This is a genomic window from Qipengyuania gaetbuli (assembly GCF_020524765.1).
Classification (GTDB): Bacteria; Pseudomonadota; Alphaproteobacteria; order Sphingomonadales; family Sphingomonadaceae; genus Qipengyuania; species Qipengyuania gaetbuli_A.
Genome location: NZ_JAIVLR010000003.1, coordinates 76,638 through 94,458, shown reverse-complemented (window position 1 = coordinate 94,458; position 17,821 = coordinate 76,638). Strand labels below are relative to the sequence as shown.

Below are 17,821 nucleotides of genomic sequence, written 5' to 3'. Positions count from 1 at the left end.
GCGGGTGGTCCCCGACTCGGGGGAGGCGCTCATATAGCGGGTGCTTCGCGGATTGAAAGGGCTAAAACGCACTCACGACAAAAGGCCGCGGCGAGGGGCGTTCCGGTTCCACCGATTGACCATCATCAGCACTCCGATGCAGATCATGTTGGTCATCATCGAACTGCCGCCATGGCTCACGAAAGGCAGCGGAATACCGACCACCGGCGCAAAGCCCATAACCATCATGAGATTGATGGCGACGAAGAAGAAGATTGTGGCGGTCATGCCGGCTGCGAGCAATTTGCCCAACCTGTCCGTACTTTCCCGCGCCACCTTGAAGCCCCAGCCCAGGATGAGCGCAAAGCAACCCATGACGAAAAGCCCGCCCATGAGCCCCCATTCTTCGGCCATGGTCGCGAATACGAAATCGGTATGCGGTTCCGGCAGGTAATTGAGGTGGCTCTGCGAACCTTCGTTGAAGCCCTTTCCGGTGAGGCCCCCGGAACCGATGGCGATCTTTGACTGGGTGATCTGGTACCCTTCGCCCAGCGGGTCGCTTTCCGGATCGAGGAAGGTCGTGACGCGGTCCTGCTGGTAGGGCTTCAGCGCGAAGAAGAACGCGAACGGGATGGCGGCCAGGCCCGCAGCCCCCGCCATCAGGAACCAGCGCAGTGGCAGCCCTGCGAAAAACATCACGAGTCCACCGCCAAATCCGATCGCAAGTGACGTACCGAGGTCGGGCTGCAGGAGCACGAAGGCCATGGGGAAAATGATAAGCGCGCCTGCCGGTATCAACGCGCGCCACGTCGGCACCATGCCCACCGGAAGCGTGTCGTAGAAGCGGGCGAGTGCCACGACGACAGCCGGTTTCATGAGTTCCGAGGGCTGGATGCGGATCGGTCCGACTTCGAGCCATCGCTGGCTTCCCCCACCGAGTGTACCCATGATCTCTACCGCCATCAGTAGCAGCAGGATCACGATATAGCCGGGGTAGGCGAAGAAGGTGACGAGGTCCTTGGAGAACCGCGAGATCACGATCGCCATGGTCAGGAAGATGGCAAAGCGGATGAGGTGTGATTCCGCGTAGCGCGAAAAATCGCCCGCTGCTGCCGAGGTCAGCACCAGTGCGCCGAATGCGATGAGGCCGACCAGCGGGAACAGCATCATCCACGGCTGCCGCGCGACGGGGGCGGGGACGATACTCGTCATTGTGTCGGGCCAGTTGCGGGCGCAGCCGCTGGTGACGCCGTGGGACTGGGCACCGGGGAGGGCACCGCGCTGGGAGGCGGGCTCCGTTCGCTTTCGGACGTGTCGACACGGGGCTGGACAGATTCGTTGGCGATCGTTTCGGGCTGACGTGCGGCGACGCGGGCCTCGGCCTCGACCTTGTCGAAGATTTCCTCGTCGCGGGCGGGGACCGGCTCGACTGCCTCGCCCGCTGCCATCGCATAGGCGCGGTATTTCGCATCAAGACGCTGCTGCGCTGTGCCGCCCCACTGGCTTTCGAGCGCGCGAAGGGCGTCCATGCCCTTCGCTGGATCGAACAGGAAGGTCATCACGTCGCGTGCGATCGGGTAGGCGGCACCCGAGCCGCCGCCGTGCTCGATCACGACAGCGCCGGCGTACTTCGGCTTGTCGAAGGGGGCGAAGAAAATAAAAAGGCCGTGGTCACGGTACTTCCACGGGCCGCTCTTGCCGTCCGACAGGTTGAGGCCGACGACTTGCGCAGTCCCGGTCTTGCCGGCCATCAGGATGTCGTCGAAGGGCAGGCGACCTCGCCCCGCAGTGCCGGGGCCGTTGACCACGTCGCTCATCGCCTGACGTACGTATTTCACATGCTCTTCAGGGAAATCGACCTGCTCGAAACCCTTTACCGGCGTGGTCGAAACGAGCCTTGGCTCGACATGGCGACCCGTCGCAAGGCGCGCGCTCATCACTGCCAGCTGCAGCGGGTTCGACAGCATGTACCCCTGGCCGATGGTCGCGTTCACGGTATCGAAGGCTGCCCATTCGCGCCCGTATTTCTGCATTTTCCAAGCCGGGTCCGGCACCGTGCCATAGAACTGGCTGGTTACGGGTAGCTCGAATTGCTGGCCCATGCCGCACCGCTTCGCCATCGCGGCGATCGGGTCCATGCCGATGCGCTGGGCGAAGTGGTAATAATAGACGTCGCAGGACTGGTAGATGCCCTTGGCCATGTTGACCGTGCCGTGGCCGCCGCGTTTCCAGCAGCGGAACACGCGGTTGCCGACCCTGAGGCCGCCGCCGCAGAACACGGTCTCGTCCGGGTCGAGGCCTTCCTTGAGGAACGCCATCGAGACCATCGGCTTGACGGTCGATCCGGGCGGATAGAGTCCCTTCAATACCTTGTTGCGCAGCGGCACGCGTTCATCATCGCGCAGCATCGAATATTCGACGCGGCCGATACCGGCGGAAAAACTGTTCGGATCGAAGCTGGGCATGGAGGCCATGCAAAGCAGGTCGCCAGTCTCGCAATCCATTACGACGACAGAGCCGCTTTCAAGGCCGATCCGGCGCGCGGCATAGTCCTGCAACGGACCGTCGATCGTCAGGCGAATGGGATCTCCCTGTACGTCCTCGCGGGTTTCCAGGTCACGCACGATGCGGCCCGATGCGGTCACTTCGACGCGGCGGGCGCCGGGCTGTCCGCGCAATTCCTGTTCGAACTGCTTTTCCAGCCCGTCCTTGCCGATCTTGTAGCCGGGCGTGATCAGGATGGGGTCGGGGTTCTCTTCGTATTCCTCGGCAGAGGCGGGGCCAACATAGCCGATGAGATGCCCGACGCTCGGGCCGGTCGGATAGAAACGGGAGAAACCGCGCTGCGGGACCACGCCCGGCAGGTCCGGCAGGCGCACGCTGATCGCAGCGAACTGGTCGTAATCGAGCCCGGTTGCGACCTCCACGGGCTGGAAGCCGCGCGCATCGTCGATCCGCTTGGTGATGTCGGCGACGGTGGTCGCTTCGAGGTCGAGGATATCGGCCAGCGCATCGATGGTCTTCTGCGCATCCTTCATCCGGTCGGGGATGACGTCCACGCGGAAGTCGGCACGGTTGGATGCGAGCGGCGCGCCGTTGCGATCGAGGATCCAGCCGCGCCGCGGCGGGATGAGCGACAAGTTGACCCTGTTGCTTTCCGATTCCAGCACCCAGCGCTCGTTCTCGGCAATGGCGATATAGGCCATACGGCCGGCAAGGATCGTGCCGAGCCCGCCCATTCCGGCAGCGACGACAAAGGTGCGCCGGTCAAAGGCATTGTCGAGCGTGGTCTGGCTGACGAGGTCTTTCGGACGTCCTGAAATCCCGCGTCGTTTCGAAAACAGGCCCATCAGACGCGCTTCCAGCGCCGCAACCGCAGGCGGTCGAGCCGGGCGATGAAGCGGGCGATGATCGGGAAGACGAGGATCGAGAACACGAGCTGCGGCACCAGGGCAACGAAAGACGGCAGGGTCGGCGTGGCGCCCGAAAGCATCCACCCACCCAGGATATAGGCGGCGACCAGTATACCTGCCGTGAACCAGTCCTGCCAGAATGCACGCCACGGCAGGCGCATCTCGACGAACTCGATCGCGAGCAGCGTGGCCGACCAGAACAGGATCGCGAACCCGAAGGGCTGGCCGCTGAACAGGTCGTCGAACAAGCCCAGCGGAAAACCGGCCCAGACGGGGAGGAGCCCCGGCCTCACCAGTCGCCAGCCGAGTAGCATGAGGAAGCCCAATGGCGGAACCATCGGCAGCGCCGCGGCAATCGGGAACACCGGCAGCAGCGATCCCAGCAGGATCGACAACCAGGGTACTATGTTGGCGACCAGCGGCGAATGCGAACGGTTGATGCGGCTGCCGTAGGCGTCGCTGCGGGCGCGCGGTTCCATCCGCTCCATCAGTCGCCGAGCTCCTCTTCGATGGGAGTGGTCGCACCCTGTGCGCCGTCCGGTTCGAAGATCGGTTCGATGGCGACGAAGTCGGTCGCCGCGGGATCCGACACGATGCGGGCAAGGCCGCCATCGTCGGTCAGTTCGGTCACGATCGCCACGGCAATGCCGGGCGGATAGTAGCCGCCCGCGCCGGAGGTCACGAACATGTCGCCCGGCTTCAGGGGATTGATGCCGAGGTTGATGAGCTTGATCCGCAGCAGGCTGTCGCCGCGGCCTTCCGCGAAGGCGACGACTTCATCGCCGGCACGGCGCACGGGCAGAACGCTTTCGCTGTCGGTCAGCAGCAGGACACGCGAGGAATCGCGCCCGGTTTCGAGGATGCGTCCGACGACGCCGCGCGGGGACCGGACAGGCATGCCGACGCGCACACCGTCACGCTCGCCGGCACCGAGATAGGCGAAGCGTCGCGTGCTGGCAGATGTCGAGCCGATAAGACGTGCCACGGCAACGGGCTTGCGCTCTTGGTCCTGCAGGTCGAGCAGCCCCTTGAGACGCTTGTTTTCCTGCCGGACCGCCTCGGCCTCCTTCAGCCGGATGCGGGCAAGCTCCATTTCGCGCTTGAGTTCCGCGTTCTTGGAGCCTGCACGGTAATAGCCGCGGACCGAATCCCACAGCGACTTGCTGCCGGTGCGGACCGTGGCAACTGTTTCCGTTGCAGGAGTGGCGGCGTCCTGTGCCGCACTGCGTGGGCCGCCGAAGAAAGTGGGCTGGAAGAACGACAGCGCAAGCAGCACCGCACCAATAAGCGCGCCGACCCCGGCGATGATGTAGCCGGTAAAAAGATTGTATTGCGCCCGCCGCGAATAGCCCGAGCGCCGTGTCCCGCCCGGCGCCATATCCTAAGCCTTCCTCAAGCGGTCATCAGCACGCCGCGGTAGATCGGGTCTTCCATGGCGCGGCCCGTGCCGATTGCGACGCAGGAGAGCGGATCTTCGGCGATGGTCACCGGCAGGCCGGTTTCGTCGCGAAGATATTCGTCGAGGCCCTGGATCAGCGCGCCGCCACCGGTCAGCACGATACCCTGGTCGACGATGTCGGCAGCGAGTTCGGGCGCGGTGTTTTCCAGCGCGATACGAACGCCTTCGACGATGGCGCCGATCGGTTCGCTCAGGGCTTCGGCGATGTGGCCCTGGTTGATCGTGATTTCCTTCGGCACGCCGTTGACGAGGTCGCGGCCCTTGATGGTGATCTGTTCGCCGATGCCGTCTTCCGGAGCGCGGGCGATGCCGTAGTCCTTCTTGATGCGTTCGGCCGTTGCGTCACCAATCAGCAGATTGTGGTGTCGTCGCACGTAGCTGACGATGGCTTCGTCCATCTTGTCGCCGCCGGTGCGGACCGAGGTGGTGTACGCCAGGCCGCGGAGCGACAGGACGGCGACTTCGGTGGTGCCGCCGCCAATGTCGACGACCATGCTGCCGACCGGCTCGGTCACGGGCATGTCGGCGCCGATTGCGGCAGCCATGGGTTCGAGGATCAGATAGACCTGCGAGGCACCGGCGTTCGATGCCGCGTCACGGATCGCGCGGCGTTCGACCGAGGTCGAACCCGAGGGAACGCAGATGGTGATTTCCGGATAGCGCATCAGGCTCTTGCGGCCGTTCACCTTGCGGATGAAGTGCTTGATCATTTCCTCGGCCACGTCGAGGTCGGCGATCACGCCGTCACGCAGCGGGCGGATGGCCTCGATGGAGTCGGGCGTCTTGCCCATCATCATCTTCGCATCGTCGCCAACGGCCTTCACGCGCTTCATGCCGTTGATCGTCTCGAGTGCGACCACGCTCGGCTCGTTCAGGACGATGCCCTGATCCTGGACATAGACCAGCGTATTGGCGGTCCCGAGGTCGATCGCCATGTTCTGCACGCCGAATTTGAAGATGTTGTTCCAGAAGCCCATTTTGACGCGATTTTCCATTAGAATTTGACGAGGCGAGGGGCGGTCGAAGCCGCTCGCACCTGTTCCGGGGGGAAATGGTGCGCGCTCCTTAGCGAGATTATGCGGCGAATGCCAAAAATTTCAGTGGTCCGGACGGGGATTACCCACACGTGCCGTCTCGGATTTCCGGCGATTCGTCGTTAGAGTCGGTTTTCCATGCCGACTATCCGCCGCCTGCCCGACAATCTGGTCAACCGCATCGCCGCCGGCGAGGTGGTGGAGCGGCCGTCTTCCGCGCTCAAGGAACTGGTCGAAAACGCCATCGATGCGGGCGCGACGCGCATCGCGGTCAAGCTGGTGGAGGGCGGCCTCACCAGCCTCGAAGTGACGGACGACGGGTGCGGAATGACGCCAGATGAAATGGCGCTAGCCCTCGAACGTCATGCCACATCGAAATTGCCGGACGAGGCGATCGAGCAGGTGTCGACCCTGGGGTTCAGGGGAGAGGCCTTGCCGAGCATCGCCAGCGTCGCGCGCTTCACGCTCGAGAGCCGGCCGCAGGGCGCCGAACAAGGCTGGAAACGCGTGGTCGATCACGGTGAACTGGTCGCAGAAGGACCGGCTGCCCTGCCGCCTGGCACCCGCGTCAGGGTCGAAAACCTGTTTGCGAAAATCCCCGCCCGCCGGAAATTCCTGCGCACGCCGCGAAGCGAATATGCCGCGTGCCTCGACGTGGTGAAGCGGCTCGCCATGGCCCGTCCCGATGTGGCGATCACGCTCGATCACGGTGAGCGGCGCATTCTCGGCCTGCGAGGCGGGGAAGGGCTGGCCAACCGCGTTGCGCAGGTCGTGGCGCGTGAACTCAAGGACAATGGCGTTGCGATCGATCTGGAACGCGGCACGATGCGCCTGACCGGTATCGCGGGCCTGCCGACCTACAATCGCGGCATTGCCGATCACCAGTATCTGTTCGTGAATGGCCGCCCGGTGAAGGATCGCCTGCTGACCGGCGCGGTGCGCGGTGCCTATGCCGACATGCTGGCGCGCGATCGCCATGCGGTGCTGGCGCTGTTTCTCGACATGCCGCCGGAAGAGGTCGACGTGAACGTGCACCCGGCCAAGACCGAGGTCCGTTTCCGCGATGCGCAGGGTGTTCGCGGGTTCATCGTTTCCGGGCTGCGGCAGGCGCTAGCCACGGGAGACAAGCGCAGTGCGCAGACACCCGATGCCGGCGCCATGGCGCGCTGGCAGGCCGAGCCAGTCCAGCCGGAGCCTTCGCCTGTACTACGGTCGATCTTCGAAGGTCGCGACTGGTCCGCTCCGCAGCAGCGCGTGTCGGAACCCACTACGGCTTGGCGCGCGGCGGATGGAGACGCGATGGCTGCTCCGCTCGGGCGTGCGGAAGAGGCCGCACCGGTTGCTGCGGAAGCGCGCGAGTATCCGCTCGGCATCGCGCGCGGGCAGGTCGCCAACACCTATATCGTGGCAGAGGCCAAGGACGGACTGGTGCTCGTCGACCAGCACGCGGCGCACGAACGCCTTGTCCTCGAACGATTGAAAGCGGCGGGGGCGGAAGAGGCGGTCAAACGCAGCCAGGCGCTGCTCATCCCTGAAGTGGTCGAGATGGAAGAAACCTCCTGCGACCGGCTCGAGGAAGCGGCGGACACGCTGGCCCAGCACGGGCTGGTGATCGAACGCTTCGGCCCCTCGGCCATGCTGGTGCGCAGCCTTCCGCACGCGATTGCGCGGACCGATCCGGAAAAGCTGCTGCGCGACATCGACGATGATCTGGCCCTCAATGGCGAGGCGCTGTTACTCGGCGAAAAGCTCGACCTCGTGCTCGCCACCATGGCCTGCCACGGCTCGGTCAGGGCCGGACGCACCCTCCGCGTGGACGAGATGAATGCGCTTCTGCGCGAAATGGAGCGCACGCCGCGCTCGGGCCAATGCAACCATGGGCGGCCCACGTGGGTTAAGCTCTCGATGGAAGACGTCGAAAAGCTTTTCGGGAGACATTGATGCGCTGGATTGCCCTTGGATTGGTGGCCCTGCTGGCCGCCTGCGGACCTTCGCCGCGAGAGAAGGCCGAGGCCGACAAGAAGGCCGTGGCCGAAGTGAAGGCCAACCAGGAACCCCCGCCCGAAATCCTCGTGCCGGAGCCGATTACCTTCGCCGACGTCGAAAAGGCCGACCTGTTCGGGGCGGGGTGCAATTTCCTCCCGCGTTCGCTCGACAAAGGCGGTATTGCGCTGGTTATCGCGCAGGCGGACGAAGCCTATTTCAAGCGGGACGGTGAAATCGTCCGTCTGGCATCGGACGCTGGCAGTAAGGAACTGCCTTATCTCGCCCACGCCAAATACGACGGACTGACGCACTCCATCTCGCTCGAACTGGACGAGGAAGCGGGCAAGCAGTCGGGAGACGAAACGATCGATTACCCCTCGACGCTGACCATCCGCGATGCGCAGGGCCGACCGGTCTTCACCGAGAACGGCACAACCCAGTGCGGCGCCTGACCTAGTCGGAGCCGCCCGGTTCGCGGGTGGCAATCAGGCCGTTCGAGACCATTTCCAGCACGAGTTCGTCATGTTGGTTGTAGGTCCGGATGTGGCTCTTGAAGATGCCCATTTCCGGCCGCGAGGCGCTGCGGCGCTTCTCGATGACCTCGGTCTCGCAGCGTAGCGTGTCGCCCGGGTAGACCGGTTTCTTCCAGCGTAGCTGGTCGACGCCCGGTGAGCCCAGACCGGCCGAACGTTCGGATTTCATGTTCTCGACCATCATCGCCATGGTCATGCTGCAGGTGTGCCAGCCACTGGCCGAAAGCCGCCCGAAATGGGTGGCGGCTGCCGCATCGTCATCAAGGTGGAAGGGCTGGGGATCGTACTTCCCAGCAAACTCCATCACCTCTTCGCGCGTGACCACGTAATGCCCAAAGCTGCGGGCATCTCCGACTGCGATGTCTTCGTAATACTTCATCGCCGCGAGCTCTGGATCAGACGACGGGGCGAAGCAACATCCAAAGCGCCATGAAGATCATGGCGAGGTTTTCCGTCAGCGAAACGAAGCCCAGCGGGACGTTGCTGCTGCCGCCCACGCATGCGCATTTGATGTCCCGTTTCTGGATGTAGACCGCGTGGAAAACGCTCACGGCCCCGATCGTACCGATGGTCAGGGCGACAGGGATCGACAGCCAGTTGAGCGCATGGGCCGCCATCAATGCGCCGGCACCGAATTCGAGGAACGGGTAGGCGTAGGAATATGGCACCCACCGTCGCGCTAGCAGGTCGTAGCCCAAGAACATGGAAGAGAACTTCTCCACGTCCTGCAGCTTCAGCATGGCGAGAATTACCATGGCGAAGGCAACGAACCATTCGGCCGCGCGGACGGTGAAGGGGGTTGAATAGATGAACTGGCTCACTGCCAGGGCGAGGGCGCCTGCTGCCGCAAACACTGCGAGGACCGGAATGTAACTTGTCGTTCCGGCTTCCGGCAGCGGCTTGCCGAAATGGGCGCGAAGGTCGGTGTAGCCGCCGATGCGCTTGCCATCGATGAAGGTCTGGGGCGTGGTCGCTACCCCGTGCTTCGCCTTGAACGCATCGGTTTCCTTGCGGGTGGTGAGGTGGTGATCGACCACCTCATACCCCTGCTTCTCCAGCAGCCACTTGGACTTGATACCATAGGGACAGACATGCTTGTCCATCACCATGCGATAGAGTTCGGCCTTCTTGCTCATGGCCGCCAGATATACCCCAGGGGGGTATAATTCAAGTCACGCCCTGAATTTCGGCAGGCCGCTGCTTGCATCGACTTCGGGGATGATCCGGTAGCGCGCAAGAATGAGGCTGAAGAGGCCGAAAAGCATGAGGCCGAGCGCCGTCAGGCTGAAGATGAATCCCTGCCCAGCCAGGCTCGCGACCGCGTCGCCGAGGGTCTTGATCTGCTCGGTTCCGGCGGAGGTGAAACCCGCCTTGATCAGCGACCAGCCGATGACGACGTAAACCACTGCGCGGGCCAAGAAGCCTGCCGCACCGATCTGGCGCGTATAGCTGGGTGCGCCGCCTGCGATGCGGTGCATGAAATCGCCGGTCCAGCCCTTCTTTGCCTGGTGGGCCGCGGCGACGAGCAAGGCCACGCCCAGCAGGCCGAGCACCATACCACCGAACTCGAAGGAGAGGACGCCGGACGCTGCTTCCTGTGCGCCGTCGCCCGAGCCGCCGGTCCCGCTGGTGGCGAACTTGAACGCGGAATAGGCAAGGGCGAGGTGGGCCACGCCGCTACCGGCATGGCCGATGCGCTTGCCCCATCCCTTGGCGTCGGACCCGTTGTTCTCGATATCGAAGAGGAGCGAGCAGAACCGGAAGGCCGCATAGGCGATCAGGCCGACGACCATGACCCAGAGCACCAGCGTCCCGGCGGGAAATTCCTGGATGGCGCGGAAGATGCCATTAGTCCCCTCCGCAATTTTCCCGGCGCTGGTGAGCGCGATAAGTCCGAGAACGAAATAGAGGATCGCGCGGCTGAAAAAGCCTACGCGCACCAGCCAGCTGAACTTCTCGGACTTGTCGACCATGCACTTGCTCCTGTTTGCATGGCCTAACGGTAGCAGGGCGCAAGCGTTCCTAGTCGGCAGCCTTCAGAGCCGGGGCGACCGGCGCCAGGTCGCCATCCATTGCGCTATCCTGCGGCAGGCCGAGAAGGGCGCGAAGGAGCGGGTTTACCGACACGTTCTGGAATGTGGGGAGGGTCATTCCCTGCCGGAATGCCGGGCCGTTGGCGATGAACAGGGCGGCCATTTCCGGCGCATGATTGTCATAGCCGTGATTGCCGCCGATCCGCTCGCCATCACGGCGTTCGGGGAAGATCTGCCAGCCGGTTTCGGCAAGGCAGAGATAGGCGGGAATACGCTCAGAGGTGCCGTATTGCAGGCGCGCAGGAATGTCGCCCTTGCGCCAGCACTCCATGTGCTCGTGGTCCCTGAGCAAGGCGTTTTCCAGCACGGCTTCCTTGCCCGGGATGGCATTGAAGGTGGCATAAGGGCCGGTCTCGACGAGGATGTAATGCTCGCGCGCGATCAGCGGATCGAGTTCGACCGTGCGGCTGTTTCGCGTTTCCGCCATGCCGTGATCGGACACGATGACGAGATTGGCACTCTGCCCCAGCGAGCGCAGGCCGGCGACAAGCGCGGTGATGTCCTCGTCGACATTGGCAATGGCCTCGTTGACGATTTCGCCATCGGGCCCGCCGGCATGGCCTGCCGTGTCCACCTCGTCGAAATAGAGGAACAGCAGGTCAGGGCGGATATCAGAAGGTCGGCGCAACCAGTCGATGATCGTGTTCACGCGCTGCGTCGGTGAGACGTTCTGGTCGAACGCCGTCCAGTCCTGCGGGCGAACGCCGCCCTCGATCCGGCCGTATCCGCCGGGGATCGGCGTGCCGCCCCACGCCACGGCAGAGCCGGGCCAGAACATGGCGGCCGTGCGGATGCCGGCGTTTTCGGCAGTCACCCAGACCGGCTCACGCCCGTTCCAGTAGAACGGATCGGTCGTTGCCATGGTGAACTTCTCGTCCGCCCGGCTCGGGTCGGTGAAGCCATTGGCGACGATGCCGTTGCGATCGGGGACGAAGCCGGTGACGGTCGTCCAGTGGTTGGGGAACGTCTTGCTCGGGAAGGACGGCCGCATGGAGGCCTTCACGCCACCCGCCGCTAGCGCAGACAGGGTCGGTGTCAGACCGCGGTCGAGATAATCGGGCCGGAACCCGTCAATGGAGACGAGGATGGTAACCGGCTCGCGAACCTCTGCCTGCGCGGCAGGCGTGCTCTGCACGCCGCCTGCAACGGATGCGCAGGCGGAAAGAACGCCTGCTGCGCCAAGGGCGAAAAGTTTCGCGAACCCGTTATTCATCCCGCAATCCTGTTCGTCAGACGTTGAACTTGAACAGCATCACATCGCCGTCCTTGACGAGGTATTCCTTGCCTTCCTGGCGCAGCTTGCCCGCTTCCTTGGCGCCGTTTTCACCGCCGAGCGCGACGTAGTCTTCATAGGCGATGGTTTCGGCGCGGATGAAGCCGCGTTCGAAGTCGGTGTGGATCTCGCCTGCAGCCTGCGGGGCCTTGGCGCCATCGGGGAAGGTCCAGGCGCGCGCTTCCTTGGGGCCTGCGGTGAAGAAGGTCTTGAGGCCAAGCAGCTTGTAACCTGCGCGGATCACGCGGCTGAGGCCGCTTTCCTCGAGGCCGAGTTCGGCAAGGTATTCGGCGCGGTCTTCAGCCGGCATCGCGACCAGCTCGCTTTCGATGGCGGCGGAAACCACCACAGCTTCCGCGCCTTCGGCCTTGGCTTTCTCGAAGACGAGTTCGGACAGGGCATTGCCGGTCGCAGCGTCTTCTTCAGCGACATTGCAGACATAAAGGACCGGCTTTGCGGTCAGCAGTTGCGCCTGCTCGAGCACGCGCGCTTCCTCGATATCCTTCGGTTCGGTCAGTCGCGCGGGCTTGCCGTCCCGCAGCAGGGCGAGTGCCTGTCCCAGCACGCTGACGATGAGCTTGGCTTCCTTGTCACCGGCCGTGGCGCGCTTTTCCGCATTGGGTACGCGCTTTTCGAGGCTCTCGAGGTCGGAAAGCATGAGTTCCGTCTCGACCACTTCGGCATCGGCAATGGGGTCGACCTTGTTGGCGACGTGCTGGATGTCGTCATCCTCGAAGCAGCGAAGGACGTGAACGATCGCGTCCACCTCGCGAATGTTGCCGAGGAACTGGTTGCCAAGACCTTCGCCCTTGCTCGCGCCCTTCACCAGGCCGGCGATGTCGACGAAAGCGAGTTGGGTCGGAATGATCTTCGCCGAACCCGCAATCGCCGCAATCTTGTCGAGCCGTTCGTCCGGCACGGCGACCTGGCCCACGTTCGGCTCGATCGTGCAGAAAGGATAGTTCGCGGCCTGTGCGGCCTGCGTTTCGGTCAGTGCATTGAAAAGGGTGGACTTGCCGACATTGGGCAGGCCGACGATCCCGCAACGGAAACCCATCGAAAACTCCGGAAATAGTGATATGCCGTGGCCCTTAGACGGGCAGGGCAATCATTGCCAGCTTCACGAACGCTTTAACCTTGTCTGGTAGGCATGGGGCATGATCAGGAAGACTTCACTTCTCGCGGGCGTCGCGCTCGCCCTTTCGCTGGCGGCCTGTTCGCCCGACCCCGAATCGAGTTTCGCACGGGGCCAGGAGGCGTTTGCAGAGCATGATTTCCGCGCCGCGCGCGTGGCGCTGATCGCTGGCCTGCGCGAAAAACCCGGCAATCTGGAAATGCGGGCCCTGCTGGCGCGCACGCAGATCGCGCTGGGTGACGGGGAGGGCGCGGCTGCAACGCTGGAGCGGCTTCCTGCAGGCGAGATGGGCGCGCCCGAATTCGCCACCCTGATGGGCGAGGCAGAAGTGCTGCGCGGACGCTACGCCGAAGCGGCAGCTGCCGTGGAGGGTATCGAGACCGCCGGTGCGGACCGCGTGCGCGCGCTCGCCCTGCTGGCGGAAGGCAAGGTCGACGATGCAGCCAAGGCGTTTGCCGTGGGCGAAGGTCGCGATCCCGCTGATCCGCGCCTGCTGGCCTCTTCAGCCCGTTTCGAGCTCGCCCGCGGCGATATCGAACGTGCGCGCATGCTGGCTGATCGTGCCGCCGACGTGGACGCTGCCTCGATCGAGGCGCGGTTGGCGCAGGCGCTGGTCGCGCGCGTTCGTGACCGCCTGCCCGCTTCGCTCGCATATTACGATGCGGCACTGAAAGAGCACCCGGCCAATTTCGAGGCGCGTCTCGGCAAGGCCGACCTGCTGGTGGTCATGGAGAAATATGACGACGCCCGCCCGCTCGTCTCAGGCCTCTTCGAGGAAGCGCCTGAGAACCGCGATATCGCGCTGCTGCGCGCCAAGCTGGCCGCGCGGGACGGAGAATGGAAACAGGTGCGCGACATCCTGCAGGCTTACGAAGCCGATATGCGCGACATTCCCCAGATGCGGCTCGTCTATGGCGAAGCCTTGCTGGAACTCGGCAACGGGGCGCAGGCCCTCACCCTGCTTCAGCCCATGCTCCGCGCCAATCCGGGTGCCCGCGATCTTCGGGCGCTTATCGCGCGGACCCAGCTTGCAGTCGGGGACGCGCAAGGTGCGCTCGACACGATCGAACTGCTGGCGATGCGCCCTGATGCGCAGCCGGAAGAGCTGGCGGTGGCGGCAAAGGCTGCAAAGGCGGCGGGCAGCAGCAAGGCAACGGAATTCCAGAAACGCTCGCGCGAGGTGACACCCGAATGGGTTGGCGGCGAACTTGCCAAGGCCGACCGCGCTCTACGTAACCGCCAATGGGAAAGTGCCGAGCGCAGCTATGAGGCGATCATGGCCAAGGGCGCATCGAAGAACGCGCTGGTGCTGAACAACCTGGCTTTTACGAAAGCGCAGTTGGGCAAGAAGGACGAAGCGCTCAAGCTGGCCCTGCAGGCAGTCGAACTCGACCCGCAGAATGCCTCGATCCTCGATACGGCGGGCTGGCTGCTGGTGCAGAACGGTTCGCGCGATCGCGGTGTCGCCATGCTGGAAAAGGCTGCGAAGCTCGATCCTGACAATGCCGCGATTGCCAATCGCCTCGCGCGGGCCAAGAAATCCTGAGGAAAGGCGCCTGAGGGCGTCAGACAGAAAAGCGGCGCACAATCGATTGATTGCGCGCCGCCCAGCCCCCCTGAAGGGTAAATCTGATCAGGCGTAAGCCGGTTCTTCCATCGGACGCGCCGAGCGGCGACGACGGGTACCAGCGAAGATCATCAGCGCAGCAAGGCCGAAGAGGATCATCATGTTCGGTTCGGGAACATCGCTGCCCGAGCTGGTGCTGGTGATCTGGCGGCCCGAGGCCGAACCGATATCGCCGGCGCCGGTGATCGACTGGTAACGCACGAAGAAGTCGTCGAGGGTCAGGCTGCTGAGCGCGCTGCCGAAATTCAGCGAAAGCGTGCCGGTGCCGGTGTCGCCGTTGAAGACGCCGCCGCTGCCGCCGCCCGAGCAGGACTTCGAATTGCTGCCCTGGAAGCAGACGTCGACCGAACCGACCTGGTTCGGATAGGTGCCGCCGACGATGGCATTATCGTACGTGCCGGTGCTCGAAGCGCTGGAGATCGCCGGGTCGGTGTCGAAGGCGAAGCCCGAAACGCGCGAGGTGACGCCCGAATCGGTCGTGTTGGTCAGCGAATATGCGAAGTTGTAGACGTTGCCGACAATCGAGCTGAGCGTGAGCGTCAGCTTCGCGCCGAGGCCGTCGACCGTAACGTTGCCGTCGACAAAGCCGTCGAAGTCGATCGTGTAGCTGTCGCCGACATTGCTGTCATCGAGCAGGATCGGTTCGGCAGCAGCCGGAGTGGCTGCAAGCAGGCCGAGGCCCGCGGCGACCGAAACGAAAGCGTGACGCATATTCATGTTACCTGCCCCTAAAAGGTGAATAGCCATTTATCCAAGTTCGTTCGCCATTACACGTTTCGACGCCCAAGCGAATGCCGGAATCCAAACTGTCTCAACTAGGCACAGGATTTACCGCGAGCCTTATTCCCGGTCCTGCTGCCGCAGGGCGATCTCGCTCATGAAGCGGGCATCGTCCCCGCGGGCGAGCCATTCCGCCTCTGCCGAGATTGCGCCCAGCATGTCGGCCAGGTCGTCCATTTCCGCCTTGGCGTAATTGCCGAGCACGTGGCCGGTCACCCGTTCCTTGCTGCCGGGATGCCCGATGCCGATCCGCACGCGGCGGAATTCGGGGCCGAGATGCTGGTTGATCGAGCGCAGGCCGTTGTGGCCCGCCAATCCGCCGCCGCGCCGGACCTTGATCTTGAACGGCGCAAGGTCGAGCTCGTCATGGAAGACGGTCAGATCCTCGACGCCCAGCTTGTAGAAGCGCAGCGCCTCGCCAACGGCGCGGCCGCTCTCGTTCATGAAGGTCGCGGGCTTCAGCAGAAGCACTTTATCGCTGCCGATGCGGCCTTCCTGCACCCAGCCGGAGAACTTCTTCTGCACCGGCCCGAAGCCGTGCATGTCGGCAATGACGTCACATGCCATGAAACCGACATTGTGCCGGTGCATCGCATATTGCGGTCCGGGATTTCCGAGGCCTGTCCAGATCTGCATGGCGGCAGGCCATAAAGCCTGCGTCGCCAAGGGCAAGGTGTCGCGTCAGTCGTGGACCGCGCGCACTAGTGGGCCGAGCACCGGCGAGCCACCCAGCCATTCGACCTGCGTTTTCGCGCAAACCTCGTTGATGGCCGCCTGCGGGATGCTGCCACCGCTGACCGGCATCCGGACCGGGCGGGTGCCGGGGGGCATGGCGAGGATGCGGGCCATGGCATGCGGGATGTCCATCGGTTCGGCACTGCGGCCCGAGCCGTCTTCCTCGCCCATTCGCGCGACCACTTGCGGATAACCGGAGGTGTGACGCTCATCCGCGCGTGCCTTCAGTTCGCCCGAATAGACGTTGCGGTTGACCCAGACCTTCGTCGGGTAACCTCCAGGCTCGATCACCGTCACCTCGATATTGTGCGGGACGAGCTCGTAGGCGAGCTGCTCGTACATCGCCTCGACCGCGAACTTGGTGGCGGAGTAATGGCCCGAGAACGGCACCATGACGCGGCCCAGCTGGCTGGAAATGGCAAAGATATGGCCGCTCTTCTTCGCCCGCATGCCGGGCAGCACGGCGCGGGTCAGGCGGTGGTAGCCGAAAACATTGGTATCGAAGGCCAGCATGGTCGCTTCCATGTCCTGCACTTCGACCGGGCCGGTGATACCCACCCCTGCATTGTTCACGAGAACGTCCATCGCGCCGCCGGCGATTTCTTCCGCTTTCGCGACGGCATCGCGCACCATGGCATCGTCGAGCACGTCGAGTTCGAGGACGTGCAGGTCGAGGTTCTTGTCGGCCGCCAGCTTTTCCAGCTCCGCGCCTTCGGGGCGGGGCAGGTTGCGCATGGTGGCAAACACCTTTGCACCGAGTTCGGCGAAATGGATGGCGCTGAGCTTGCCGAAGCCGCTCGAACAGCCGGTAATGAGGATGGCCTTGCCCGACAGGTCGGGCGGGCTGGGGACTGTCTCGCCTTTTGCCTTGGTAGCAGCGGCAGCGAGTGCGCCCGTGGCGGCGGCTCCGGCGAGCAGGGTGCGGCGGTCGATGGCAGGCATGTGCGTCTCCTCTCTGGCAGGAGGTCGATAGCGCATGATGCCGGAATCGAAAACGCCGACCTCTTGCGAGGCCGGCGCTTCGTGTTTCGCTGGAAAAGCGTGAGAAGGGCTTATTCGCCGCCTTCTGCTGCTTCTTCCTCTTCGCCTGCGTCGTCGCCGGCATCCTGCTCGGTGGCCGGAACGTCGGCAGCGGCGGCTTCTTCGCCTTCGCTTTCGCTACGCTTGAGCGCCGAGGGAGCGACCAGCGTCGCAATGGTGAAGTCGCGGTCGGTGATGGCGCTTTCGGCGCCGGCCGGCAGGGTGACTTCGCTGATGTGGATCGAATCGCCGACATCCTTGCCGGTGACGTCGATTTCGATTTCGCTCGGGATCTTGTCCGCGTCGCAGATCAGGTCCAGCTCGTGACGGACGATGTTCAGCACGCCGCCCTTCTTCAGGCCGGGGCTCTTCTCTTCGTTGGCGAAAACAACCGGAACGTTGACTTCGACCTTCGCGCCCTTGGTCAGGCGGAGGAAGTCGACGTGCTCGGGACGGTCATTGACCGGGTGAAGCGACACGTCCTTGGGAAGGGTCTTCAGCTTCTTGCCGCCCAGTTCGATCTCGACGATCGAGTTCATGAAGTGGCCGGTGTTGAGCTGGCGCACCAGTTCCTTGGCCTCGACGTGGATCAGGGTGGGTTCTTCCTTGCCGCCGTAGATTACGGCGGGGACCCGGCCTTCGCGGCGCAGTTGACGGGAGGCTCCCTTGCCAGCCCGTTCGCGCGCCTCGGCCGGAAGGGTCAGAGCATCGCTCATGTCGCTTACCTTTCGAATGCGTTTGAGTAATTCGGTCC

Annotated in this window: 17 protein-coding genes; 3 read left to right on the top strand and 14 right to left on the bottom strand. The window is 64.0% G+C overall.

Annotated features, from left to right (window positions below; genetic code table 11):
• Positions 1-72: 72 nt before the first annotated feature.
• Genes rodA through LC083_RS13645 form a run of 5 tightly spaced genes read right to left on the bottom strand, consistent with a single transcriptional unit; the run spans position 73 to position 5,828 of the window.
• Positions 73-1,191 (bottom strand): rod shape-determining protein RodA, encoded by a 1,119-nt coding sequence (gene rodA / locus LC083_RS13665; RefSeq protein ID WP_226700886.1) that lies wholly within the window; start codon positions 1,189-1,191, stop codon positions 73-75.
• Positions 1,188-3,329, bottom strand: coding sequence for a penicillin-binding protein 2 (gene mrdA / locus LC083_RS13660; RefSeq protein ID WP_226700885.1), 2,142 nt, complete (start codon positions 3,327-3,329; stop codon positions 1,188-1,190). The genes rodA and mrdA overlap by 4 nt, the downstream gene beginning before the upstream one ends.
• Complete coding sequence (locus LC083_RS13655) at positions 3,329-3,880, bottom strand: rod shape-determining protein MreD (protein WP_226700884.1); 552 nt, start codon at positions 3,878-3,880, stop codon at positions 3,329-3,331. Before LC083_RS13655 ends, mrdA begins: the two co-directional genes overlap by 1 nt.
• Complete coding sequence (mreC, locus tag LC083_RS13650) at positions 3,880-4,770, bottom strand: rod shape-determining protein MreC (RefSeq protein ID WP_226700883.1); 891 nt, start codon at positions 4,768-4,770, stop codon at positions 3,880-3,882. The genes LC083_RS13655 and mreC overlap by 1 nt, the downstream gene beginning before the upstream one ends.
• A gap of 14 nt (positions 4,771-4,784) precedes the next feature.
• Positions 4,785-5,828 (bottom strand): rod shape-determining protein, encoded by a 1,044-nt coding sequence (locus tag LC083_RS13645; protein ID WP_160607178.1) that lies wholly within the window; start codon positions 5,826-5,828, stop codon positions 4,785-4,787.
• Between the two features lie 195 nt (positions 5,829-6,023).
• Here LC083_RS13645 and mutL point away from each other — a divergent pair, with 195 nt between their 5' ends.
• Both mutL and LC083_RS13635 read left to right on the top strand, forming a co-directional pair.
• Positions 6,024-7,826: a DNA mismatch repair endonuclease MutL gene (mutL, locus tag LC083_RS13640; protein WP_226700882.1), complete on the top strand. Its 1,803-nt coding sequence runs from the start codon at positions 6,024-6,026 to the stop codon at positions 7,824-7,826.
• Positions 7,826-8,323, top strand: coding sequence for a hypothetical protein (locus tag LC083_RS13635; protein ID WP_226700881.1), 498 nt, complete (start codon positions 7,826-7,828; stop codon positions 8,321-8,323). The genes mutL and LC083_RS13635 overlap by 1 nt, the downstream gene beginning before the upstream one ends.
• Position 8,324: 1 nt before the next feature.
• Here LC083_RS13635 and LC083_RS13630 read toward each other — a convergent pair whose 3' ends face one another.
• Genes LC083_RS13630 through ychF form a run of 5 tightly spaced genes read right to left on the bottom strand, consistent with a single transcriptional unit; the run spans position 8,325 to position 12,827 of the window.
• Positions 8,325-8,783, bottom strand: a complete 459-nt coding sequence (locus LC083_RS13630; RefSeq protein WP_226700880.1) for a MaoC family dehydratase — start codon at positions 8,781-8,783, stop codon at positions 8,325-8,327.
• Positions 8,784-8,799: 16 nt separating this feature from the next.
• A complete protein-coding gene (locus tag LC083_RS13625) occupies positions 8,800-9,540 on the bottom strand; it encodes a glutaredoxin (RefSeq protein ID WP_226700879.1) in 741 nt (246 codons plus the stop codon).
• Positions 9,541-9,576: 36 nt separating this feature from the next.
• Positions 9,577-10,377 (bottom strand): DUF1206 domain-containing protein, encoded by an 801-nt coding sequence (locus LC083_RS13620; protein ID WP_226700878.1) that lies wholly within the window; start codon positions 10,375-10,377, stop codon positions 9,577-9,579.
• Between the two features lie 49 nt (positions 10,378-10,426).
• Complete coding sequence (locus LC083_RS13615; RefSeq protein ID WP_226700877.1) at positions 10,427-11,710, bottom strand: ectonucleotide pyrophosphatase/phosphodiesterase; 1,284 nt, start codon at positions 11,708-11,710, stop codon at positions 10,427-10,429.
• A gap of 16 nt (positions 11,711-11,726) precedes the next feature.
• Positions 11,727-12,827: a redox-regulated ATPase YchF gene (ychF, locus tag LC083_RS13610; protein ID WP_226700876.1), complete on the bottom strand. Its 1,101-nt coding sequence runs from the start codon at positions 12,825-12,827 to the stop codon at positions 11,727-11,729.
• Between the two features lie 100 nt (positions 12,828-12,927).
• Here ychF and LC083_RS13605 point away from each other — a divergent pair, with 100 nt between their 5' ends.
• On the top strand, positions 12,928-14,451 hold the full coding sequence (locus LC083_RS13605) for a tetratricopeptide repeat protein (RefSeq protein ID WP_226700875.1): 1,524 nt from the start codon (positions 12,928-12,930) through the stop codon (positions 14,449-14,451).
• Positions 14,452-14,538: 87 nt separating this feature from the next.
• Here LC083_RS13605 and LC083_RS13600 read toward each other — a convergent pair whose 3' ends face one another.
• The 4 genes from LC083_RS13600 to LC083_RS13585 all read right to left on the bottom strand — a co-directional run bounded on the left by LC083_RS13600 (position 14,539) and on the right by LC083_RS13585 (position 17,783).
• Positions 14,539-15,249 (bottom strand): cistern family PEP-CTERM protein, encoded by a 711-nt coding sequence (locus LC083_RS13600; protein WP_226700874.1) that lies wholly within the window; start codon positions 15,247-15,249, stop codon positions 14,539-14,541.
• A gap of 123 nt (positions 15,250-15,372) precedes the next feature.
• Positions 15,373-15,948, bottom strand: a complete 576-nt coding sequence (gene pth / locus LC083_RS13595; protein ID WP_226700873.1) for an aminoacyl-tRNA hydrolase — start codon at positions 15,946-15,948, stop codon at positions 15,373-15,375.
• A gap of 45 nt (positions 15,949-15,993) precedes the next feature.
• Complete coding sequence (locus tag LC083_RS13590) at positions 15,994-16,989, bottom strand: SDR family oxidoreductase (protein ID WP_226700872.1); 996 nt, start codon at positions 16,987-16,989, stop codon at positions 15,994-15,996.
• A gap of 110 nt (positions 16,990-17,099) precedes the next feature.
• The gene (locus LC083_RS13585) at positions 17,100-17,783 is read right to left on the bottom strand and encodes a 50S ribosomal protein L25/general stress protein Ctc (RefSeq protein ID WP_160607167.1); all 684 of its coding nucleotides are present in this window, start codon (positions 17,781-17,783) and stop codon (positions 17,100-17,102) included.
• Positions 17,784-17,821: the final 38 nt, after the last annotated feature.